This window comes from Herbidospora sakaeratensis, assembly GCF_001570525.1.
In the GTDB taxonomy this organism is placed as follows: domain Bacteria; phylum Actinomycetota; class Actinomycetes; order Streptosporangiales; family Streptosporangiaceae; genus Herbidospora; species Herbidospora sakaeratensis.
Genome location: NZ_BBXC01000007.1, coordinates 851,918 through 871,772 on the forward strand (window position 1 = coordinate 851,918; position 19,855 = coordinate 871,772).

Annotated in this window: 24 protein-coding genes; 18 read left to right on the forward strand and 6 right to left on the reverse strand. The window is 71.3% G+C overall.

The window, feature by feature from the left end:
- Positions 1-18 precede the first annotated feature (18 nt).
- The 12 genes from AW271_RS03540 to AW271_RS03595 all read left to right on the forward strand — a co-directional run bounded on the left by AW271_RS03540 (position 19) and on the right by AW271_RS03595 (position 9,673).
- Positions 19-870, forward strand: a complete 852-nt coding sequence (locus tag AW271_RS03540; protein WP_062331581.1) for a hypothetical protein — start codon at positions 19-21, stop codon at positions 868-870.
- Positions 867-1,673, forward strand: coding sequence for a GNAT family N-acetyltransferase (locus AW271_RS03545; RefSeq protein WP_062331584.1), 807 nt, complete (start codon positions 867-869; stop codon positions 1,671-1,673). The genes AW271_RS03540 and AW271_RS03545 overlap by 4 nt, the downstream gene beginning before the upstream one ends.
- A 9-nt stretch (positions 1,674-1,682) precedes the next feature.
- Positions 1,683-1,865, forward strand: a complete 183-nt coding sequence (locus AW271_RS03550; protein WP_062331587.1) for an EF-hand domain-containing protein — start codon at positions 1,683-1,685, stop codon at positions 1,863-1,865.
- Positions 1,866-1,895: 30 nt separating this feature from the next.
- Positions 1,896-2,411 carry an RNA polymerase sigma factor gene (locus tag AW271_RS03555; RefSeq protein WP_062331591.1) on the forward strand — a complete coding sequence of 172 codons (516 nt, stop codon included), beginning with the start codon at positions 1,896-1,898 and terminating at the stop codon, positions 2,409-2,411.
- Positions 2,408-3,271: a hypothetical protein gene (locus tag AW271_RS03560; RefSeq protein ID WP_062331593.1), complete on the forward strand. Its 864-nt coding sequence runs from the start codon at positions 2,408-2,410 to the stop codon at positions 3,269-3,271. The genes AW271_RS03555 and AW271_RS03560 overlap by 4 nt, the downstream gene beginning before the upstream one ends.
- 210 nt (positions 3,272-3,481) lie before the next feature.
- Positions 3,482-4,630 (forward strand): inositol-3-phosphate synthase, encoded by a 1,149-nt coding sequence (locus tag AW271_RS03565; protein WP_062331596.1) that lies wholly within the window; start codon positions 3,482-3,484, stop codon positions 4,628-4,630.
- Entirely contained in the window at positions 4,627-5,229 is a 603-nt protein-coding gene (locus tag AW271_RS03570; RefSeq protein WP_062331599.1) for an EboA domain-containing protein, read from the forward strand. Before AW271_RS03565 ends, AW271_RS03570 begins: the two co-directional genes overlap by 4 nt.
- A gap of 3 nt (positions 5,230-5,232) precedes the next feature.
- The gene (locus AW271_RS03575) at positions 5,233-6,090 is read left to right on the forward strand and encodes a TatD family hydrolase (RefSeq protein WP_062331602.1); all 858 of its coding nucleotides are present in this window, start codon (positions 5,233-5,235) and stop codon (positions 6,088-6,090) included.
- 1 nt (position 6,091) lies between these two features.
- Positions 6,092-7,243: a metabolite traffic protein EboE gene (gene eboE / locus AW271_RS03580; protein WP_062331605.1), complete on the forward strand. Its 1,152-nt coding sequence runs from the start codon at positions 6,092-6,094 to the stop codon at positions 7,241-7,243.
- Positions 7,240-8,034 carry a copper resistance CopC family protein gene (locus tag AW271_RS03585; protein ID WP_062331608.1) on the forward strand — a complete coding sequence of 265 codons (795 nt, stop codon included), beginning with the start codon at positions 7,240-7,242 and terminating at the stop codon, positions 8,032-8,034. The genes eboE and AW271_RS03585 overlap by 4 nt, the downstream gene beginning before the upstream one ends.
- A gap of 11 nt (positions 8,035-8,045) precedes the next feature.
- Positions 8,046-8,390: a hypothetical protein gene (locus AW271_RS03590; RefSeq protein WP_062331611.1), complete on the forward strand. Its 345-nt coding sequence runs from the start codon at positions 8,046-8,048 to the stop codon at positions 8,388-8,390.
- Positions 8,390-9,673 carry a hypothetical protein gene (locus tag AW271_RS03595; protein WP_062331614.1) on the forward strand — a complete coding sequence of 428 codons (1,284 nt, stop codon included), beginning with the start codon at positions 8,390-8,392 and terminating at the stop codon, positions 9,671-9,673. Before AW271_RS03590 ends, AW271_RS03595 begins: the two co-directional genes overlap by 1 nt.
- A gap of 4 nt (positions 9,674-9,677) precedes the next feature.
- Here the strand turns inward: AW271_RS03595 and AW271_RS03600 are convergent, their stop codons facing one another.
- Positions 9,678-10,412, reverse strand: a complete 735-nt coding sequence (locus tag AW271_RS03600) for a DUF427 domain-containing protein (protein WP_062331617.1) — start codon at positions 10,410-10,412, stop codon at positions 9,678-9,680.
- 212 nt (positions 10,413-10,624) lie between these two features.
- Between AW271_RS03600 and AW271_RS42155 the strand changes: the two genes are divergently transcribed.
- The gene (locus AW271_RS42155) at positions 10,625-11,737 is read left to right on the forward strand and encodes a lectin (RefSeq protein WP_157553876.1); all 1,113 of its coding nucleotides are present in this window, start codon (positions 10,625-10,627) and stop codon (positions 11,735-11,737) included.
- Between the two features lie 7 nt (positions 11,738-11,744).
- On the opposite strand, the gene AW271_RS03610 is transcribed toward AW271_RS42155, so the two are convergent.
- Positions 11,745-12,377 carry an ATP-binding cassette domain-containing protein gene (locus AW271_RS03610; RefSeq protein WP_062331623.1) on the reverse strand — a complete coding sequence of 211 codons (633 nt, stop codon included), beginning with the start codon at positions 12,375-12,377 and terminating at the stop codon, positions 11,745-11,747.
- 93 nt (positions 12,378-12,470) lie between these two features.
- Here AW271_RS03610 and AW271_RS03615 point away from each other — a divergent pair, with 93 nt between their 5' ends.
- Positions 12,471-13,472: an AraC-like ligand-binding domain-containing protein gene (locus AW271_RS03615; RefSeq protein ID WP_083976019.1), complete on the forward strand. Its 1,002-nt coding sequence runs from the start codon at positions 12,471-12,473 to the stop codon at positions 13,470-13,472.
- On the opposite strand, the gene AW271_RS03620 is transcribed toward AW271_RS03615, so the two are convergent.
- Positions 13,386-14,666 carry a lysine N(6)-hydroxylase/L-ornithine N(5)-oxygenase family protein gene (locus tag AW271_RS03620; RefSeq protein ID WP_062333053.1) on the reverse strand — a complete coding sequence of 427 codons (1,281 nt, stop codon included), beginning with the start codon at positions 14,664-14,666 and terminating at the stop codon, positions 13,386-13,388. The two genes, AW271_RS03615 and AW271_RS03620, sit on opposite strands and share 87 nt — an antisense overlap.
- A 92-nt stretch (positions 14,667-14,758) precedes the next feature.
- Here AW271_RS03620 and AW271_RS03625 point away from each other — a divergent pair, with 92 nt between their 5' ends.
- Genes AW271_RS03625 through AW271_RS40540 form a run of 4 tightly spaced genes read left to right on the forward strand, consistent with a single transcriptional unit; the run spans position 14,759 to position 16,965 of the window.
- Entirely contained in the window at positions 14,759-15,697 is a 939-nt protein-coding gene (locus tag AW271_RS03625) for a methionyl-tRNA formyltransferase (protein ID WP_062331625.1), read from the forward strand.
- 44 nt (positions 15,698-15,741) lie between these two features.
- Complete coding sequence (locus AW271_RS39395; RefSeq protein WP_157553877.1) at positions 15,742-16,482, forward strand: hypothetical protein; 741 nt, start codon at positions 15,742-15,744, stop codon at positions 16,480-16,482.
- Between the two features lie 46 nt (positions 16,483-16,528).
- The gene (locus AW271_RS40535; protein ID WP_062331633.1) at positions 16,529-16,735 is read left to right on the forward strand and encodes a hypothetical protein; all 207 of its coding nucleotides are present in this window, start codon (positions 16,529-16,531) and stop codon (positions 16,733-16,735) included.
- Positions 16,732-16,965, forward strand: coding sequence for a recombinase family protein (locus tag AW271_RS40540; RefSeq protein WP_062331635.1), 234 nt, complete (start codon positions 16,732-16,734; stop codon positions 16,963-16,965). The genes AW271_RS40535 and AW271_RS40540 overlap by 4 nt, the downstream gene beginning before the upstream one ends.
- Here AW271_RS40540 and AW271_RS03645 read toward each other — a convergent pair.
- From AW271_RS03645 to AW271_RS03655, 3 genes are read right to left on the reverse strand one after another with little or no spacing between them, the layout of a single operon-like run.
- On the reverse strand, positions 16,960-17,754 hold the full coding sequence (locus AW271_RS03645) for an ABC transporter ATP-binding protein (protein WP_062331638.1): 795 nt from the start codon (positions 17,752-17,754) through the stop codon (positions 16,960-16,962). The two genes, AW271_RS40540 and AW271_RS03645, sit on opposite strands and share 6 nt — an antisense overlap.
- Before the next feature lie 6 nt (positions 17,755-17,760).
- Complete coding sequence (locus tag AW271_RS03650) at positions 17,761-18,822, reverse strand: FecCD family ABC transporter permease (RefSeq protein ID WP_062331641.1); 1,062 nt, start codon at positions 18,820-18,822, stop codon at positions 17,761-17,763.
- Between the two features lies 1 nt (position 18,823).
- Positions 18,824-19,819: a FecCD family ABC transporter permease gene (locus tag AW271_RS03655; RefSeq protein WP_062331644.1), complete on the reverse strand. Its 996-nt coding sequence runs from the start codon at positions 19,817-19,819 to the stop codon at positions 18,824-18,826.
- Positions 19,820-19,855: the final 36 nt, after the last annotated feature.

Genomic DNA, 19,855 nt, shown 5'->3' on the forward strand with positions numbered 1-19,855 from the left:
ATGCGCCATAATCCGACGATGCTCCGGTTACTGATCACCCTGGCGCTCGTCTACGCCGGTTCTTCGGCCGCCGGAGGAGCGGTCGCGAAGGACCCGTGGCCGGAGGGCGGCCGCCTCGGCGTCTACATGTGCGCAGAGGAGTCCCTGGTCGACGGTTGTGACGCGGGTGCGGCGACACCCGAGATGGTGCGGGCGGTCCGCAAAGTGCTGGAGGCCGACCCCCGCCTCTCCGATCTGACCTACACCAGTCCCGAGGCGGCGCTGGAGGACTGGAAGCGGATCGGGGAGAACAACCGGCAGAACGGCACGCCGCTCCTCGACGCGGCGGAGATGGCGGAGATGGACCTGACCGAGGAGGATCTGGAGCTCGATCTCGCCGACTTCGGCGGCATGTTCAACGCCACGATCGCCCGCACGACGGACCTGGTGGCGGTGGACGCGGACTATCCCGGCTATCCGAACACACCCGGCCTTCCCGGGTCGTGGGGCGCTTCGGTGACTCCGAAGGGGTACTGGGAGGACAAGGGCGGTGAGCTCTTCGTGACGATGTGCGGCGAGCGCGCGAAGTACTCGTCGTACACCTGCGCGGGGGGACGGGGCGCGGCCACCCCGGCCGAGCTCCGGGCCGTCGAGGACGTGCTCAGAGCGCTCGAAGGAGGGGCCGTGTATCCGGTGAGCCGGGCTTTCACCCTGTGGGAACAGACCGAAGGCGATGTTCGCGAGTCGCTGGGGAAGCCGCTCGACCCGCCGGACTTCGAGATCACCGAGGCCTATTACGGCGAGGCGTTCGTGGTCGACCTCCCCGGCATGCCGGACTCCGCCCTGCTCGACCGGCTGATCCGCATGCCCGGGGTGCTGAGGGTCCAGTGAGCCTCCGCGAGATGCAGGAGCTGACCTCCCGCCTGTGGTTCCCCGGCGCCCGCTGGCACGTGGGCGACCTCGCCTGGGGCCTGCGCCAGCACACCGGCCGCGACCACGAGTGGCCCACCAAGATCTGGCGCGAGAACGGCGAGGTCGTCGCGTGGGGCTGGGCCGAGTTGCCCGGCCACCTCAACCTCCAGGCCGTCGACGAGCACTGGGCCGGTCAGGTCCTCGACTGGTTCGCGGAGATCACCGAGCCGGAGAGCGTCGTCGTGTCCAGCGCCGAGCCGCACCTGATCGGCGCCGTCGAGGCGCGCGGGTTCGTCCAGGAAGAAGGGCCGTTCTTCCTGCAGCTGGTACGGAACCTCGACGACCTGCCCGAGCCCGCGGCCGCCTGTCATCCCGTCACCGACGTCGCGGGCCGCGTCAGGGCCCACCGGGAGGCCTTCTACCCGTCCAGAGTCACGGAGGAGAGTTACCGGAACGTCCAGGCCACTGCGCCGTACCGGACCGAGCTCGACGTCGTCGCCGACGTGGACGGCCAGACCGCCGCCTACTGCCTCGCCTGGCTCGACGACGCCCGGAGGGCCGTGCTGATCGAGCCCGTCGGCACCGTCCCCGACCACCGGGGCCGGGGCCTGGCGCGGGACGTCTGTCTCGCCGCCCTGCGCACCGCGAGAGACCTCGGGGCCGAGGTCGCCACGGTCAGCCCCCGGGGTGACGACGCCTGGCCTATTCCGGCTCGTCTGTACCGTTCGATGGGGTTCACCCCTATCGCCCGGACCGTGCATTATGGTGTGGCCCGAGGATAAGGAGACCAGGTGGACCTCAAGGCTGCGTTCGACGCCATCGACGCCGACAGCGACGGATACGTCACCGAGGCGGAGATCGTCGCCCACTTCCCCCAGCTGCCCGCCGAGGCCCTGGGGGCCTACGCGACCGGTCTCGACGCCGACGGCGACGGCCGCTACTCCTTCGAGGAATTCTCCCGCCTCCTCGGGTAATGCCGGGGCCCGGAACGCCATAAGGGGGACGTGACCCCCGAAACCTTCGAGGCCGTCTTCCGCGACACCTACGAACGGCTCACCCGCTACGCGGTGCGCCGTTGCGCGTCCCCGCAGGACGCCGCCGACGTCGTCGCCGACACCTACGCCGTGGCCTGGCGAAAACGAGCGAAGATCCCGCCCGGCGACGAGGCGGTGCTCTGGCTGTACGCCGTCGCCCGCCGCGTTTTGTCGCAGCACCGCAGGAGCGGCCGCCGCGACGTGCTGCTCGACGCCGAGATGGCCGACCTCTACGCCGAGACGCCCGGCGTCGAGATGAACGTGATCGGGCAGACCTTCCGCGCGCTGCCCGACGGCGACCGCGAGCTGCTCGCCCTGGTCGCCTGGGAAGGGCTGAGCCACGACGAGATCGCCGTGACGCTCGGCATCACCCGCAACAACGTCCGCGTCCGCCTCCACCGCGCCCGCCGCCGGTTCGCGAAGGCGCTGGCCGCCAACGGCGTGCCCACCTCGTTCGCCCTGGCACCCCTGGGAGACATGCGATGATCGACCTTCTCACCGACCCGTCCAGGAAGGGCGGCGATCCGGACGCCCCGGGCGCCCGCGCGCTGCTGGCCCACGTGATGAGCGAGTCTGCGAAGGTCCGGCGGCGCCGCGTCCTGCGGCCCGCGTTGGTGGCCGTGGCCGCCGGGCTCGTCGTGACGCTGATGCCGCCCCAGCCGGTCACCTCCTACGCCAACGCGGCCGTCGAGATCCGCCTGGAGGGCAGGCAGTACGTCGCCCGGATCCTCGACCCCTTCGCCGACCACGAACGGTTCACCGAGGCGTTCCGGGCCGTCGGGCTGGACGTGCGGATCCGGCCGCTGCCGGTCTCGCCGCTGTCGGCGGGGCGGTCGCTCGGCCTGATGATCGCCGGCACGTTCGACCGGCCGGAGGAGATCGGCGGCGAGTTCGCCTACGACGGGGTCGTGCTGAGCGCCAACCCCGAGCCGGAGGGCTGCGCGCCCGCCCGGCCGGGGTGCTCGATGATCGTGCGGGTGCCCGCCGGGTTCCCCGGTTCGGTCGACGTCCGGCTCGGGCGGCCGGCCCGGCCGGGGGAGGACTACGCCGACTTCGACAAGGCCCTCGGGCCCGGCGGGCCGCTCCACGGGGTGCGGCTGCGCGACGGCGCGCCCGTGCGGGAGGTGCGGGCCGAGGCGGAGCGGCGGGGCCTGCGGGTGACGTACCGGCGCGTCGACATCGCGGCCGACGGAGGGCTCTCCTTCACCGACGTCACCCCCGGCGACCAGTGGACCGTCTGGAACGCCTGGCAGGTCCGCGAGGGGGTGGTGCGGCTGCTGGTGACCGAGCGGCGGCTCAGTCAGAACCCGTTTTACAACGGGTCCGCGCCCCCGCCGAACCTGTAGCCGGCATTGACCCGAGATGTACCGCACCGTAACAATATGGACGTCTCGGGCTTGGCGGCGGTGGCACGTCATAGGTCAAGCAGGGTTTTTTGAACCGTAGACGCGTTCGGCGTGCGCGTCCTCCGACCGGGGACTCAGCGTGCCATAGGCCGGCTCCATCCGACCTCACCAAGCCGTCCCTTCGGAGATATATCGAAAGGGAAGCCGGTGATGGTGAAGCAGAGTCGGACGGGCGTCTGGTTCGTCGGTGTTCGTGGGTCGGTGGCGACCACCGCGATGGCGGGCGCCACCGCGGTGCGGTTAGGGCTCGCGGCCCCGGTCGGCCTGGTCTCGGAACTGCCGGATTTCGCACCGCTTCCGTTGGCCGGATTCGGGGAGCTCGTGTTCGGCGGTCACGACATCGTGGCCACGCCCCTGGCCAAGCGCGTGGAGCAGTTGACCACCTCGGGGGTGGTCCCGCGGGACATCGCCGCGGCGGTGCTGCCGGAGGTGACGGCGGTCGAGGCGGAGATCCGCGACGGCGTGCACGTCGAGGACGCGGTGCCGCAGCTCCAGGTCGTGGCGCGGCTGGCGGCCGACATCACGGCCTTCCGCGAGCGGCACGGGCTCGACCGGGTCGTGGTGATCAACGTGTCGTCGACGGAGCCGCCCAGCGCCTACCGTCCCGAGCACGACGACCTCGCGGCCCTCACGAAGGCCATGGAGACCGACGCCTACGTGCTGCCGCCCAGTTCCGTGTACGCCTACGCCGCCTTCGAGGCCGGCTGCGCCTTCGTCGACTTCACCCCGTCGACCGGCGCCCGCCTGCCCGCGCTCGACGAGCTGGCCAAGTCGCGCGGCGTCCCGTACGCCGGCAGCGACGGCAAGACCGGCGAGACGCTCATGCGGTCGGCGCTCGCGCCGATGTTCACCACGCGGGCGCTGCGGGTCCTGTCGTGGTCGGGCACCAACCTGCTGGGCGGCGGCGACGGGGCGACCCTGGCCGACCCGGCCGCCGCGGCCAGCAAGACGGCCTCCAAGCAGCGGGGCATGGCGAAGATGCTCGGGTACTCCGCCGGGGGCGAGGTCCACATTGACTACGTTCCTGACCTGGGCGACTGGAAGACCGCGTGGGACCACATCCTGTTCGAGGGCTTCCTCGGCGTCCGGATGACCATGCAGTTCACCTGGCAGGGCTGCGACTCGGCGCTGGCCGCGCCGCTCGTCCTCGACCTGGCCCGGTTCACGTCGTGGGCGCACGAGCAGGGCGAGTCGGGCGCGCTGACCTCGCTCGGCTTCTTCTTCAAGGACCCCGTCGGCACCGACGAGCACCGGCTGCTCGCCCAGTTCGACGCGCTGCGAGAGTGGGCGCTGCGATGACGCCCGACGACCTGCGCGCCGCGCTCGACCTCGGCCCGCAGGCCGAGGAATGGTTGTCGTCCGCGCGGGCCCAGGTCGCGGACGACCCCGCCCGGCTGGCCGTGTTGTTCCCCGCCGCCGGCCGCAAGGTCGGCCGGGGCGCCCTGGACGGCCTGACCGGGTGGACGGCCGACGACGCCGCCCGCGCCCTGCTGCTCGACGCGCTGCCGCGCCCCAGGGCGGCGGCGGTGTCGCGGGCGTACACCGAAGGGGACAACGCCGAGAAGCGGGCGGTGCTGCGCGCGCTGCCGATCCTCGGCCTCGGTGACGAAGGGCTGCCGCTGGTCCGCGACGCCCTGCGCACCAACGACACCCGGCTCGTGGCCGCCGCCATGGGCCCCTACGCCGCCGCCCACCTCGACGACGAGGGCTGGCGGCACGGCGTGCTCAAATGCGTTTTCGTCGGCGTCCCCCTGGCCGCGGTCGCGAGTCTCGCCGACCGCGCGGACGCCGAACTCGCGCGCATGCTGGCCGACTTCGCCAAGGAGCGCGAAGCGGCCGGCCGCGTGGTGCCCGACGACGTGCACCTCGTGCTCAACCTCGTCGACCAGGAGGCCTAGCCCGTGCGCATCTTCGACCCGCACATCCACATGACGTCGCGGACCACCGACGACTACGAGGCCATGTACGCGGCCGGCGTCCGCGCCCTGGTCGAGCCCGCCTTCTGGCTGGGCCAGCCGCGCACCGGGGTGCGTTCGTTCCTCGACTACTTCGACTCCCTCGTGGGCTGGGAGCCCTTCCGGGCCGCGCAGTTCGGCATCCGCCACCACTGCACGATCGCGCTGAACCCGAAGGAGGCCAACGACCCGCGCTGCGTGGACGTCCTCGACGAGCTGCCGCGCTACCTCGAGAAGGACGGCGTGGTCGCGGTCGGCGAGGTCGGCTACGACTCGATGACGAAGGAGGAGGACGAGGCCTTCACGCGTCAGCTCGACTTGGCGAAGGAGCACGAGCTGCCGATCATGGTCCACACCCCGCACCGCGACAAGGCCGCCGGCACGAAGCGGACCCTCGACGTCGTGCGCGAGTCGGGCATCGCGCCCGGCATGGTCGTGGTCGACCACCTCAACGAGATGACCGTGCGGATGGTCGTCGAGTCGGGCAGCTGGGCCGCGTTCTCGATCTACCCCGACACCAAGATGGACGAGGACCGCATGGTCCGCATCCTCCAGGAGTTCGGCACCGACCGGATGCTGGTCAACTCGGCCGCCGACTGGGGCCGCAGCGACCCGCTGAAGACCCGCAAGACCGGCGACGCGATGCTGGCCGCCGGGTTCACCGCCGACGACGTCGACAAGGTGCTGTGGCGCAACCCGGTCGAGTTCTACGGCCAGTCGGGCCGCCTCGACCTGGACGACCTGAAGACCGACGAGACCTTCGAGGGCAACTCGGTGCTGCGCGGCGTGCGCAAGGACGCCTGACATGCGGCTCCGGCATCCCGACGGGTCGACGGTGCACGTCGCCTACTGCACCAACGTCCACCCCGCCGAAAGCCTGGAGGGTGTCCTGGGCCAGCTCGCCCGCTTCGGCGAGCCGGTCCGGGAGGCCCTCGGCGTCGACCGCCTGGGCCTCGGCCTGTGGCTGGCGCGCGACGTCGCCACCGCCCTGGTCGAGGACCCGGTCCAGGTGGTGCGGCTGCGCCGCGAGCTGGCCGCGCGGGGCCTGGAGGTGGTGACGCTGAACGCGTTCCCCTACCGGGGCTTCCACGACCCGGTGGTCAAGCGCAAGGTGTACGTCCCCGACTGGACCACCCACGACCGGCTGCGCTACACCCTCGACTGCGCCTCGGTGCTGGCCGGGCTGCTGCCCGACGACGCCGCGCGGGGCAGCGTCTCGACGCTGCCGCTGGCCTGGCGGACCGACTGGGACCCGTCCCGGGCGGCCGAGGCGCGCGGCAGGCTGGGCGAACTGGCCGAGGGGCTCTCGAAGCTGGCCGCCTCCAGCGGCCGGACCATCCGGGTGGCCCTCGAACCCGAGCCCGGCTGCGTGGTGGAGACGATCGAGCAGGCGTGCGCGGAGTTCGCCGGCCTCGACCACGACTGGCTCGGGGTCTGTCTGGACGTCTGCCACCTGGCCGTGCAGTTCGAGGACCCGGTGGAGGCGCTGGCCTCCCTCGGCCGGGCGGGCCTGCCGGTCGTGAAGACCCAGGCGTCGTGCGCCCTGCACGTCGAGGACCCCGCGTCCGCCAAGGCCGAGCTGGCCGCCTTCCACGAGGAGCGGTTCCTGCACCAGACGCGGGAACGCGGCGGCGGGTCGTGCGACGACCTCGACGAGGCCCTCGCCGGCCTGCCCGGGGACGACGCGTGGCGGGTGCACTTCCACCTGCCGCTGCACGCCGACCCCGAGCCGCCGCTGTCGAGCACGAGCGGCGTGCTGACCAGCACTCTGGAGGCCCTCTTCGGCGGCCCGGCGGCGCTGACCGACCACGTCGAGGTGGAGACCTACACCTGGCAGGTCCTCCCCGAGGACCGCCGCCCGCAGGGAGACGCGGGCCTGGTGGCGGGCCTCGCCGCCGAGCTCGCCTGGACGCGCGACCGCCTGGTCGCGCTCGGACTGGAGGACGTGGCCCGATGACGAGACTGCTGGCCCGGTTGCTGATCGCGGTGCTCTGCCTGGGCACGACGACGGTCCTCCTGGAGGGCCCGGCGTTCGCCCACGGCCAGCTCGTCGAGTCGACCCCCGAGAAGGGCGGCACCCTCGCCGAGGCGCGCCAGACCCTGACGTTCTGGTTCACCGAGGCGCCGCCGCGCAACGCCCACTTCACCCTGACCGGCCCCGGTGGCGAGCGCCTCGAACAGCCGTGGCTCGTCGGCGCGAGCAAGCGCCTCGACGAGCCGGTCACGGAGCTGTTCCTGATCGACGGCAAGTGGGAGCCGCGCCTCTACCACGAGGGCTACTCGGTCGAGCTCCCCGTCGCCTACTGGCCGAAGGCGGGCGACTACACGGTCGAGTACCTGTCGATCGCCAGCGACGGCGAGCAGGTCAAGGGGAAGGTGGAGTTCAGCTACGCGGGCAAGCCCACCAAGGCCCCCGACGGCTGGACCGAGCCGACCGCCGGCCCCGACCCCGGCCTGCTGGCCGCGATCGAGGCGGCCCACTCGCAGGAGAACCAGCAGCCGGCGACCCTGCCGTCCACCGACACCCAGACCGTGACGACGGCCGCGCCCAGCGTGGCCCCGTCGCCGGTCGCGGCGCCCGACACGGGCGACGACAGCCCGCTGGTCTGGCTGATCCCGGTCGTGCTGGGCGTCGGCGTGGTGGTCCTGCTGGCGCGGGCGATGCGGCGTCCACCGGCGAAGAAGACCGGCCGGTCGGGGAACCCCGCGAAGAACAACCGGCCCAAGGCCGGCGCGAAGAAACGTTGACTGGAGAACCGATGAGACACCTCGCCGCGCTGCTCGTGGCGGTCCTGGCCCTCACGGGCTGCGCCACCGGAGGCCCGGCCGCCGCGGTGGGCCCGATCAAGGAGATCACGATCACGATCTCCGGCAAGAAGGTCAGCCCGCCGCCGGGCCGGATCGAGGTCCGCCTCAACCAGGGCGTCAAGCTCACCGTGACCAGCGACGTCGCCGACGAGGCCCACGTCCACGGCTACGACAAGGCCGCGACGCTGCTGCCGAACCACCCCTCGGTCATCTCGTTCCTGGCCGACGAGACCGGGTTGTTCGAGGTGGAGACGCACGACCAGGGCCTCCAGCTCTTCCAGCTCGTGGTGAGCTGATGCTGCTCGCGCACGGCGTGGGCGGCCGTCAGGACCTGCCCATCCCGTTCTCGGCCGCCCTGATCGGCGCGATCGTCTGCCTCGTGGTGTCGTTCGCCGCGCTGGGGTTCCTCTGGCGGGAGCCCCGGCTCGGCCTCGGCCTCGACGACGCCCGCCCCCTGCCCAGGTTCCTGCAGTGGCGGGCGCCCGAGTGGGTGTGGCGGGCGGTCGGGCTGGTCGCGACGGCGTACTTCCTGATCGGCTTCTTCGGGCCGGACGACGCCGACAACCCGACGGCCGGGGTGGTCTACGTCCTGTTCTGGGTCGGGCTGGTGCCGCTGTCGCTGGTGTTCGGCGGGGTGTGGCGGCTGTTCAACCCGCTGCGCACCGTCGTCCTGCTGGTCCGGGGCGACCGCGCGGCCCGCCCGCTGCCCGAGCGGCTCGGCTACTGGCCGGCCGCCGCCGGGTTGTTCGCCTTCGTCTGGCTGGAGCTGGTCGCCCCCGGGCGCGTGACCCTGCCGGTCATCGGCGGGTGGCTTGCCCTGTACGCCCTCGCGATGCTCGCCGGCGGGTTCGTCTACGGCGTGCGGTGGTTCGACAAGGGCGACGCCTTCGAGGTGTACAGCGACCTGGCGGGGCGGCTCTCCCCGGTCGCCCGGCGCGACGACGGCGTGCTGGTCTGGCGCAACCCCCTCGACGGCATGACCACGCTGCGCCCCGCGCCGGGCCTGGTCGTGCTGGTGATCGTGCTGCTGGGCTCGACCATGTACGACAGCGTCTCCAACGCGCCGGTCTGGGTCAGGTTCGTCCAGGAGAACAGCCTGCCCTCACCCGTGCTGGGCACGGCCGGCCTGGTGTTCGTGATCCTGGTCGTCCTGGCCGCCTACCTGCTGGCCACCCGGCTGGCCGGCCGGCGCGGCATGGCGGAACAGGGCCGGACGGCGGGCGAGATCGCCCACTCGATCGTGCCGATCGCCATCGGCTACGTGCTGGCCCACTACTTCACCCTGTTCCTGTACGAGGGCCAGCGCACCCTCGCCCTGCTCTCCGACCCCCTGATGACCGGCGCGAACTGGCTCGGCACGGCCGGATGGACGATCCAGTCGGCGTTCCTGACCCCCGCCGCCGTGGCCATGCTCCAGGTGACCCTGATCGTCATCGGCCACGTCCTGGGCACGGCCCTGGCCCACGACCGGGCCCTGGTGCTGTTCCCGAGGCGCACGGCCGTGGCGGGCCAGGTGCCCCTGCTGGTGCTGATGGTCGTCTACACCGTCACGGGGCTGATGTTGCTGTTCGCCGCGTAGCCCGTCAGGAGAACTTGGTCTTCGGCCGGGGCTCCAGCTCGCCGTCGACGTAGACGTCGACCTTCTCGTTGTAGAAGGCGACCAGCCCGGCGATCTTCTGGCTCTCGGGCAGCGGCGTGCGGTAGGACCAGGCGAGGTCCTTGCCGCCGTTGACCGACCAGTATTCGGCCGACCCCTTGTAGGGGCAGTGGGTGACGGTGTCGGTCGCCTCCAGCAGGTCGAACCGCACGTCGGTCTTGGGCAGGTAGTACCGCGCCGGCAGCCCGGTCTCGAACAGGATGCGCCCGTTCCGGGAGTCGGCGACGGTCTGCCCGTTCACCTCGACCCGGATGTGCCGCGAGGAGGGCAGGATGTCCACCCGGGTGTACGGGTCGCGCGGGTGGACGAAGACCTCCTCGTCCTCCTCGAACCAGGCGTCCATGGCGTCCCACTCGAACCGGACGTGGTTCCGGATCTCCTCGATCGGCGAGTCGGCGTAGACGATCGCCGGAGCCTCCTTGCCGCCGGACGTCACCGTGTAGAGGGTGGCGTCGCCCCGCGAGGGCGAGTGCGGCCCCGGCCCGGCCTCCTTGAGCGCGCCGGGCACGACGTCCGTGATCGGGATGTAGTAGGTCGGATAGTAGGGCGCCTCCCAGACCATCAGCGCCGAGGTGGTGTCGGCCACCGGCTGACCGCCGAGGTAAACGCGCAGACGTTTGGCCGTCGGCTCCAGCCGGACTCGGCCTCTGGTTGTCGTCATACCGGCGGAAACCGTGCCGGCAGGGGCGGTATTCCGGGAAATTTTCAGCGCACCGGTCGGCTGGGGCGGCCGCCGCCGCAGGCAGGCGTGCCGGACGTCGAAGGCGAGACCGGGCGCTCTTGACGGCCGGATCCGGCCGATGCGATGTTAGCGCTCACATTCAGTGCTCCCGCGAGAGGCCGGTCATGTCTGCTGGGAAACGATTACTCACCATGGTGCTCGGAGCCGTGACCGTGCTCGCCCTCCTGGTGGGCGTCCGGGTGACCGCCGCCCAGGCGGAGTCGAACGGCGGGGTGCGCGTCATGCCCCTGGGCGACTCCATCACCGAGGGCACCCAGGTGCCCGGCGGTTACCGCATCGGGTTGTGGCAGCGGCTGGCCGCCGCCCGCTACACCGTCGACTTCGTCGGCACCCAGTTCAACGGGCCGGGCTCGCTCGGCGACCACGATCACCAGGGGCATCCCGGCTGGCGCATCGACCAGATCGACGCCAACGTCACCGGCTGGTTGCGCACGCACAACCCGCGCACCGTGCTGCTGCACATCGGCACCAACGACATCCTGCAGAACTACAACGTGTCCACCGCGCCCCAGCGGCTGTCCACGCTGATCGACCGCATCACCGCGACGGTCCCGAACGCCGACGTCTTCGTCGCGACCATCATCCCGCTGTCGTCGGCCGGCCAGGCGGCCGCGGCCCGCACCTTCAACGCGGCCATCCCGGACATCGTCTGGAGCAAGGTCTCCGCCGGCAAGCGGGTGCACCTGGTCGACATGTACAGCAAGCTCACCACCGGCGACCTGATCGACGGCATCCACCCGACGGCGGGCGGCTACGACAAGATGGCCGCCGCCTGGTACGCGGCCCTCCAGTCGGTCCCCGGCACCATCGGCACTCCGGGTGTCCCCCCGAGCCCGACCCCCACCCCGTCCCCGTCGGGGACGAGCTCCATCCGCGGTGTCGCTTCGAACCGGTGCGTGGACGTCACGGGCGTCTCCCAGGCCAACGGCGCGCAGGCGCAGATCTGGGACTGCAACGGGCAGGCCAACCAGCGGTGGACCGCCACCTCGGCGGGCGAGTTGCGCGTCTACGGATCCAAGTGCCTGGACGTGAACGGCGGCTCCACCGCCGACGGCGCATCAGTGATCATCTGGGACTGCAACGGCCAGAACAACCAGAAGTGGCGCTTCAACACTGACGGCAGCATCACCGCCATCGGCGCGAACAAGTGCCTGGACGCCCCCAACTATTCGACGGCCAACGGGGTGAAACTGCAGATCTGGTCCTGCAACGGGCAGGCCAACCAGCGCTGGAACCGCACCTGACCCCGGCTCAGCGGCGGCAGCGCACCTCCGTGCGGGTGGTCGTGGCCGTCCCGTCGACGAGGCGGTGGACCTGACAGGCCCCCGGGGGCGCCTCACGGCTGGCCACCACGACCGCGAGACCCTCCTTGGTGAGGCGGCCGAGCGGGTCGAGGTCGGCGGGCGCGTCGAGGAGCAGGATCCGGGGGTTGGCCATCAGGGCCCGGCCCACGGCGGCGGCCTGGTGTTCGGTGAGGGAAAGCGCCGCGGCGTGAGCGCGGCGCTTTTCCCGCAGGTACGGATAGAGCTCGTAGACCCGGCTCAGGTTCCACGGCCCGGACGCTCCCCAGCGCGCGCCGACCAGGAGGTTCTCCTCCACGGTGAGCGAGGTGAACAAACGATGATTCTGCGGCATCAGACACAACCCACGGGCTTTCCGCCATTCAGGGCGTTCCCGGGTGATGTCGGTGTCGTTGAAACGAATCGTCCCGTTCGCGGCGGGGTGCAGGCCGACGACGGTGCGCAGCAGCGTCGTCTTTCCCGAGCCGGGGCCGCCCACGATCGCGTGGTGTTCTCCCTGCTCAACCCGTATCGTGACGGCGCGGATCGCGCGCGCGGTGCCATATCCGGCGGACAGTGCGGTGACTTCCAGTACGGCCTTCATTTGCGGTCAATTGTGGAAATTGCGGCAAGCTTTCGTCTTGTACCTAACGGCACACGACTTGACGCAGAGCGCACCGAGTCCCAATCTGCACACATGCTCTATATCGCTCACACTGCGGGCGTGCCCGTCGAGGAGCGTCAGGATTTCTGGCAGGATGTCGTTTCTTCGGCGTTTGTACCGCTTGAAGCTGTTTTTCCGAAAGACCGTTTTGACGGGAAACTCCGGTCCACCTCACTGGGCCCGATCGACGTGATCGACGTCGGCGCGACGGCCCACCAGGCCCGCCGGACCCCGCGACTGGTGTCGGCCGCGCCGTCCGACACCCTGAAGCTCGGCCTGTTCGTGCGCGGTCGCGGCCGGTTGGAGCAGGGCGGCCGGCAGGCCGTCGTCGAGACCGGCGAGATGGCCGTGTACGACACCGACCGCCCCTACTGGCTCGACTTCGACGTGCCGACCCGCATGGTCGTGTTGTTGTTCCCGCGCGCCATGCTCGGGCTGCCCCCCGACCGGGTCGACGAGGTGACCGGCAGGTCGATCCCGAGCACCGGTGGCATCGGCGCCCTGGTCGCGCCGTTCCTGCTGCGCCTCGCGGGCCACCTCGACGACGTCGAGGTCCGCGACGGCGCCCGGCTGGCCGGCAACGTCGTCGACCTGGTCGCGACGATGCTGGCCGACCGGCTCGACCTGCCCCCGGCCGACCCCGACGCCGCGCGGCGGGCGATGTTGCTGCGCATCACGTCGTACATCGAAGCGCACCTGGGCGACCCCGGCCTCGACCCGGCGCGGATCGCGGCCGCCCACTACATCTCCACCCGCTACCTGCACAAACTCTTCAGCGCCGAGAGCACGACGGTGGCCGCCTGGATCCGCACCCGCCGCCTGGACCGCTGCGTCCGCGACCTGCGCGACCCGCTCCAGGCGGCCCGTCCGGTCAGCGCGATCGGCGCGCAGTGGGGCTTCCCGGACGCCTCCCACTTCAGCCGCCTGTTCAAGGCCGCCTACGGCCTCTCACCCCGCGACTACCGCAGCGCGGTGGGCGAGGACGGAGTCGCGGATCTCACCCGCCCTGATCGCCGTGGTCGACAGCAGGGTTGAGGTCAGGCCGTGGGAGTGCTCGGTGCCGCCCTGGAGGTAGACGCCGGCGGTCACGGCGGAGGCGAACTGGACGCGGTGGTCACGGCTCACCCGGAGCGCGTCCTCGTCGTCGCGCAGGCACAGTTTGCCCGCCTCGCCGAGCAGCGCGGCCACGTCGTGGGGACGGTAGCCCGTGGCGTGCACCAGCACGTCGGCCTCGATCGTGACGTGCTCGCCGGTCGGCAGGTACTCGACGGTCACCCGCAGGCCGCCGGGGCCCTCCTCGACGTCGCGGATGCGCGAGACGTTGAGCATCTGGAGCCGCTGGCGGCCGTGCACCTTCTCGCGGTACATGGTGGCGTACAGGGCCTGGATCAGGTCCATGTCGACCACGGAGTAGTTGGTGCTGCGGTGGTAGTCGACGAGCGACTGCTTCACCTCTGCGGGGGCGGTGAAGTAGACGTCGACCGCGTCGGGGTCGAAGATGCGGTTGGCGAACGGGCTGTCGTCGGCGGGGGTGTAGCCGTACTTGGCGAAGACCGCGCAGACCTCGGCGTCGGTGAACGTGCGGTGGAGGTAGTCGACCGCCTCGGCGGCGCTCTGGCCCGCGCCGAGCACTAACGCGCGGGAGATCCGGTCACCGCCGGCCACCTTTTCGGCCACCTTCGGCACCAGCCCGCTGGTGTGCCACACCCGGTCCGAGAGCACCGTCCCGGGCGGCAGGTGCGGCTCCAGGCCGACCGCCACCGAGATGTTCCGGGCCCGGCGGACCCGGCCGTCGGAGGTGAACACGTCGAAGTAACGGATCTCGCCGTCCTCCTTGACGCCCTTCACCGCGGTCACCTCGGCCGAGTAGGTCACCGCGTGCGCCATCCGCGCCGCCGCCCACTCGAAGTAGTCGTGGAACTCGGCGCGGAGCGGGAAGAGCGTCTTCTGGTTCAGGAAGTCGACCAGGCGGCCCTTGTCCCGCAGGTAGCAGAGGAAACTGAACTCGCTGGCCGGATTCCGCATCGTGACCAGGTCCTTCGGAAAGGAGACCTGCATCGTCGCGTCGTCGATGAGCATGCCCCGGTGCCAGCCGAAGCGCGGCTGTTTCTCCAGGAAGGCGGCGGCCATCCTGTCCGATGGCGCGGCCTGCGCGTTGTGTTCCTCGATGGCTATGGCCAGTGCCAGGTTCGACGGCCCGAATCCGATCCCCAGAACGTCGTAGACCATCGTGGTCACGCGATCGCCTCCCTTGTCGCTCGTATGGTAAATAAGGTTAGCCTTACCTTGCAATATTGGCCGACGGAGAGGGAGCCCCCACCATGCGGGTCGTCATGTTCGGACACCAGACCTGGGGGCACCGCACCCTGCGGGCGCTGCTGGAGTCGTCGCACGAGGTCGTGCTGGCGGTGACCCATCCGAAGAGCGACCACGCGTACGAGAAGATCTGGGACGACAGCGTCGCCGACCTGGCCGCCGAGCACGACGTGCCCGTCCTGCTGCGCAACCGCCCGACCGACCCCGAATTACTGCAGGCCGTGAAGGACGCGCAGGCCGACGTCATCGTGGCCAACAACTGGCGCACGTGGCTGCCCCCGGAGATCTACGACCTGCCCCCCCACGGCACCCTGAACGTGCACGACTCGCTGCTGCCGAAGTACGCCGGCTTCTCACCCATCATCTGGGCCCTCATCAACGGCGAACCCGAGGTCGGCGTGACCGCCCACCGCATGACCGAGGACCTCGACGCGGGCGACATCCTCCTCCAGCGCTCGGTCCCGGTCACCCCCACGTCGACCGCGACCGACCTGTTCTTCGCCACCGTCGACCTCATCGCCCCGATCGTCCACGAGGGCCTCGACCTCATCGAGTCGGGCCGCGCGGTCTGGACGCCCCAGGACCGCTCGCAGGCGTCCTTCTTCCACAAGCGCGCCGTCGACGACAGCCGCATCGACTGGACGTGGCCCGCGGAGGACCTGGAGCGCCTCGTGCGCGCCCAGTCCGACCCGTACCCGAACGCCTTCACCTTCCACAAGGGCGAACGCGTGCGCGTCCTGGAGGCCGCGGTGTCCGAGGGCAACTACGGCGGCACGCCGGGACGGGTGTTCATCCGCGAGGGCGACGGCATCGTCATCGTGGCGGGCCGCGACGCGCGGTCGGGCCGGCTTCCGGGCCTGGCGATCAGAAAGGTCCGCCTCGACGACGGGACCGAACTCGCGGCGACGGAGTACTTCCGCACGATGGGCGGCTACCTGGGCTGACCGCAATAAGCGGTACGAGGGGCGCTGATGCCTAAGGTGAGCTCATGCCGACGAGCGGAACGCCTGAAGAGATGAGCGGTGACCGCTGCTCATCTCTAAAGGCGCACCATCTCGCGGTATCCCAGCTCATAGTGGAGTGGTCCGGACCGCGCGATGTCTTCGCGGCCGCCCTGCGCATGCATCAGTTGTGGGTCCCCAAGCCCACGTCCGTCACCTTTCAGCGTGGCGCGTGGTGGAGTGAGGCAATTCGTCGGCGGCTCGCGGATCTAGTCGGATACGAGCCTTCGCGTCGACCGGAATGTCACGATTGCTGCGCCAGCCGGAACCTCGAAACAGCTCTGGCCGGGTTCGAACGCTCGCGCCGCCTCATCTCTCCCAAGAGAATCCCGTCGCTGCTAGTCCGCCGGGAACTGCTCCCGTCGATGAAGCCCGTTTCCCCGTTCGATCCCGTTCTCGCCACCGGTGCCCTCTTCGAAGGTCCGCTGCCCGCGCTCTCCTCGTTCGACGCGCTCCTCCGGGTGGTTCCGCCGATCCGGCTCGCCCTGGCTCGCCAGCCCGACCATCCCGAGATGCTGCTTCGGCTGCTGCGGCGCGTGATCCGCCTCGTCGTGCTCTACCGAAGGCTCGTAACCGCCCATTTCAGAAGGTTGTCGCACCTCCCCAGGTTCAGCCTGCTCGTGCGATCCGTCATGCTCCGGTTCGGTCATCGTCACGACGGTGACGACCACCTTGGCCTTCCGCCGCGCCGATTCATGTTCACGGCGGGGGTGGCGACGACCGTCTGATCGATCGCCCCCCGCTTCCTGCGGAAGACCGGGAGATCGAACCCAGATGGACATCCTCCTCCGCGTCATGGCGGAGCTGGTTCCCGCGGCGGGATGGGCCGCCGCACTACTGGCGACGGTGGTCGTCGCCTTCGTGTTGTACGTCGGGGTCGCCATGGCGGCCACCCTGCTGAGCGGCGACCGGGAGACGGCCAGGGTCCGTTACCGCGTCTTCGCCGACCTGCTGGAGCTGTTCCGAAGGCGGCCGAGATGACCGCGGTCGAGCCCTCTCGCCGCCGGGGCCGGCCGCCGTGCTGCCCGCCCGACGTGGCGATGCGGGTCGTCGAACTGCGCGATCAGGGGTTGAGCCTGGCCGCCATCAGCCGCGTCCTCAACGACGAGGGGGTGCGAACCCCGGCGGGCGGCCGGTTGTGGCAGAAGTCCCACGTGGACCGGCTGCTGCACACGCTCCACGCGCGGGACCTGCGCGACGACCGGTCATGAGGTGTGGTGGCGGCCCATCGGGATGACCAGTGGGGTTCCGCTCACCGGGTCGGTCGTCACCTGGCAGCGCAGGTCGAAGACCTCCGCCACGTTCTCGGCCGTGATGACGTCGGCCGGGTCGCCCTCCGCGACGATCCGGCCGCCCTTCATGGCGATCACGTGGTCGGCGTAGCGGCACGCCTGGTTGAGGTCGTGCAGGACCATCACGATCGTGCGGCCCTCGTTGCGGTTCAGGTCGTGGATCAGGTCCAGGACGTCGATCTGGTGCGCCAGGTCGAGGTAGGTCGTCGGCTCGTCCAGGAGCAGCACGGGCGTCCCCTGGGCGACCGCCATCGCGATCCACGCCCGCTGGCGCTGGCCGCCCGACAGCTCGTCGACCGCGCGGCCGGCCAGGTCGGCGATGCCCGTCGCGGCCAGGGCGCCGTGGACGGCCGCCTCGTCGGCCTTCGACCACTGCCGCCACCAGGTCTGGTGGGGGGAGCGGCCGCGGGTCACCAGGTCGAGCACGGTCAGGCCCTCGGGGGCCGTCGGGCCCTGCGGCAGGATGCCCAGTTGCCGGGCCAGCTCCCGGGTCGGGATCGAGTGCAGGGCGCGCCCGTCGAGCTGCACGGCGCCCTTGCGGGGGGACAACAACCGGGCCAGCGCGCGCAGCAGCGTCGACTTGCCGCAGGCGTTGGCGCCGACGATGGCGGTGATGCGGCCCGGGGGCACCTTCACGTCGAGGTCGTCGACGACGACGCGCTGGTCGTAGGCGAGCTGGAGGCCGCCGGCCTGGAGTTCGGGAATCATGGGGGGTCAGCCTCCTGAGCCCGCGCGGTTGGCGCGGATGAGCAGCCAGAGCAGAATCGGGGCACCGAGGACGCCGGTGACGATGCCGACCGGGAGTTCCATCGGGAACAGCCGGGCGGCGGCGAGGTCGGAGCCGACCACGAACAGCGCGCCGGTCAGGCCCGCCGCGAGCGGGGGAGGCCAGGCGGTGCCGGCCAGCCGCTGGGCGATCTGGGGGGCGGCCAGGGCGACGAACGCGATGGGGCCGCCGGCGGCGGTGCCGAAGGCGACCAGGCCGACGCCGGTGACGAGCAGGGCGAGCCGGACGAACTGGACGCGGGTGCCGAGGCCGATCGCCACGTCGTCGCCCAGCTGGAGGGTGCGGGTGAGGCGGCCGAGCGCCAGGGCCGCCGGGACCAGCACGGCCATGGTGAGCGCCAGCGGCAGGGCCTGGGACCAGTCGCGGCCGTTGAGGTTGCCGGTGAGCCAGCCGAGGGCGGCGTGCGCCTGGAACTGCATGCCGCGGGCGACCAGGTAGTCGGTGGCGGAGGTGGCCATCCACTGGAGGCCGATGCCGACCAGGATGATGCGGTAGCCGGTGGTGCCGCGCCGCCAGGCCAGGACGTACACGAGAGCGGCCATGACGAACGTGCCGAGCAGGCCGAGCACCTGCGTGCTGACGGTGCTGGTCCAGCCGAAGACGATGCCGGCGACCACGGCGGTGCCGGCGCCCTGGGTGAAGCCGATCATGTCGGGGCTGGCCAGCGCGTTGCGGGTCATCGTCTGGAAGATCGCGCCCGACAGGCCGAACGCGAAGCCGACCAGCACGCCCACGACGGCGCGCGGCAGCCGCAGCTCCTGCACGATCAGCAGGGTGCCCGGGTCGCCGACGCCGACGACCGCCTTCAGTGCCTCGGTGAAGGTGATGGGGAAGTCGCCCATCGACACCGCCCAGCCCACCGCGAGGAAGGTGGCCGCGGCCAGCGCGGTGCAGACGGTGATCAGGCGGGGGCGCAGCCGCCCGGAGAGGGGCGGCAGGGCGAGCCGGAAGTGCGCGCCCGATTTGGGGGAGAGGGTCTTGGTCGCCACGTCACACCTCCGCCAGCTTGCGGCGGCGGACCAGCATGATGAAGAACGGCCCGCCCAGGAACGCGATCAGCACGCCGGCCTGCACCTCCGTCGGTTTGGCGATCAGGCGGCCGGCGATGTCGGCCACGAGCAGCAGCGCCGGGGCGATCAGCGCCGAGAGGGGCAGCAGCCAGCGGTGGTCGGGGCCGAGGCCGGCCGCCTGGGCCAGCGCGCGGGCCACGTGGGGCACGACCAGGCCGATGAAGACGACCGGGCCGATCGCGGCGACGGCCGCGCCGGTCAGCAGCATGATGGCGACCACCCCCTGGGTGCGGACCAGGGCCAGGTTGCGGCCCAGCGAGGTGGCCACGTCGTCGCCGAGCGCGAGGCTGTTGAGCGCGGGCGCCGAGGCGAGGGCGAGCACCGCGCCGACCACCACGAACGGGAGGATCTGCACGGCCACGTCGCCGTTGAGCCCGGCCAGCGATCCGGCCGACCAGAAGCGGTAGCGGTCGAGCGCCTCGACGTCCATGAGGACCATCGCGCTGGTCACCGAGCCGAGGAACGCGGTCACCGCGATGCCGGCCAGGGCGAGCTTCACCGGGGTGAGGCCCGAGCGGCCCATGCGGCCCAGCACGAACACGACCACGCTGGCCGCCGCCGCGCCGAGCAGGGCGAACCAGATGAAGCCGTAGAGGGTGCCGATGCCGAAGGCGACGATCGAGACGACGATGCCGAACGACGCGCCGGCGCTGACGCCGAGCAGGCCCGGGTCGGCGAGCGGGTTGCGGGTGAGCGCCTGCATCAGGGTGCCGCCCAGGCCGATGGCGACGCCGGCGGTCAGGCCGATGGCGGTGCGGGGGCCGCGGACCGACCAGACGATGTTCTCGACGTTCGACGACACCGGGTCTCCGGTGACGGCGGCGACGACCTGGCCGAGGGGGATCGCGACGGGACCGAGCGCCAGGGACAGCAGGCAGACGAGGACGAGCAGGGCGACCAGCAGGGTCAGCAGCACCGCTGGCCGGACCCCGGGGGGTGACTTACTGGGAGT

Bases quoted from the DNA above. Each gene is read 5' to 3' on its own strand.
- AW271_RS42155 (WP_157553876.1), top strand. From the start codon at position 10,625: ATGGTGCTCGGAGCCGTGACCGTGCTCGCCCTCCTGGTGGGCGTCCGG.
- AW271_RS03585 (WP_062331608.1), top strand. From the start codon at position 7,240: ATGACGAGACTGCTGGCCCGGTTGCTGATCGCGGTGCTCTGCCTGGGC.
- AW271_RS40535 (WP_062331633.1), top strand. From the start codon at position 16,529: ATGGACATCCTCCTCCGCGTCATGGCGGAGCTGGTTCCCGCGGCGGGA.
- AW271_RS03565 (WP_062331596.1), top strand. From the start codon at position 3,482: ATGGTGAAGCAGAGTCGGACGGGCGTCTGGTTCGTCGGTGTTCGTGGG.
- AW271_RS40540 (WP_062331635.1), top strand. From the start codon at position 16,732: ATGACCGCGGTCGAGCCCTCTCGCCGCCGGGGCCGGCCGCCGTGCTGC.
- AW271_RS03590 (WP_062331611.1), top strand. From the start codon at position 8,046: ATGAGACACCTCGCCGCGCTGCTCGTGGCGGTCCTGGCCCTCACGGGC.
- AW271_RS03620 (WP_062333053.1), bottom strand. From the start codon at position 14,666: ATGGTCTACGACGTTCTGGGGATCGGATTCGGGCCGTCGAACCTGGCA.
- AW271_RS03610 (WP_062331623.1), bottom strand. From the start codon at position 12,377: ATGAAGGCCGTACTGGAAGTCACCGCACTGTCCGCCGGATATGGCACC.
- AW271_RS03560 (WP_062331593.1), top strand. From the start codon at position 2,408: ATGATCGACCTTCTCACCGACCCGTCCAGGAAGGGCGGCGATCCGGAC.
- AW271_RS39395 (WP_157553877.1), top strand. From the start codon at position 15,742: ATGCCGACGAGCGGAACGCCTGAAGAGATGAGCGGTGACCGCTGCTCA.
- AW271_RS03600 (WP_062331617.1), bottom strand. From the start codon at position 10,412: ATGACGACAACCAGAGGCCGAGTCCGGCTGGAGCCGACGGCCAAACGT.
- AW271_RS03570 (WP_062331599.1), top strand. From the start codon at position 4,627: ATGACGCCCGACGACCTGCGCGCCGCGCTCGACCTCGGCCCGCAGGCC.
- eboE (WP_062331605.1), top strand. From the start codon at position 6,092: ATGCGGCTCCGGCATCCCGACGGGTCGACGGTGCACGTCGCCTACTGC.
- AW271_RS03645 (WP_062331638.1), bottom strand. From the start codon at position 17,754: ATGATTCCCGAACTCCAGGCCGGCGGCCTCCAGCTCGCCTACGACCAG.
- AW271_RS03595 (WP_062331614.1), top strand. From the start codon at position 8,390: ATGCTGCTCGCGCACGGCGTGGGCGGCCGTCAGGACCTGCCCATCCCG.
- AW271_RS03540 (WP_062331581.1), top strand. From the start codon at position 19: ATGCTCCGGTTACTGATCACCCTGGCGCTCGTCTACGCCGGTTCTTCG.
- AW271_RS03615 (WP_083976019.1), top strand. From the start codon at position 12,471: ATGCTCTATATCGCTCACACTGCGGGCGTGCCCGTCGAGGAGCGTCAG.
- AW271_RS03625 (WP_062331625.1), top strand. From the start codon at position 14,759: ATGCGGGTCGTCATGTTCGGACACCAGACCTGGGGGCACCGCACCCTG.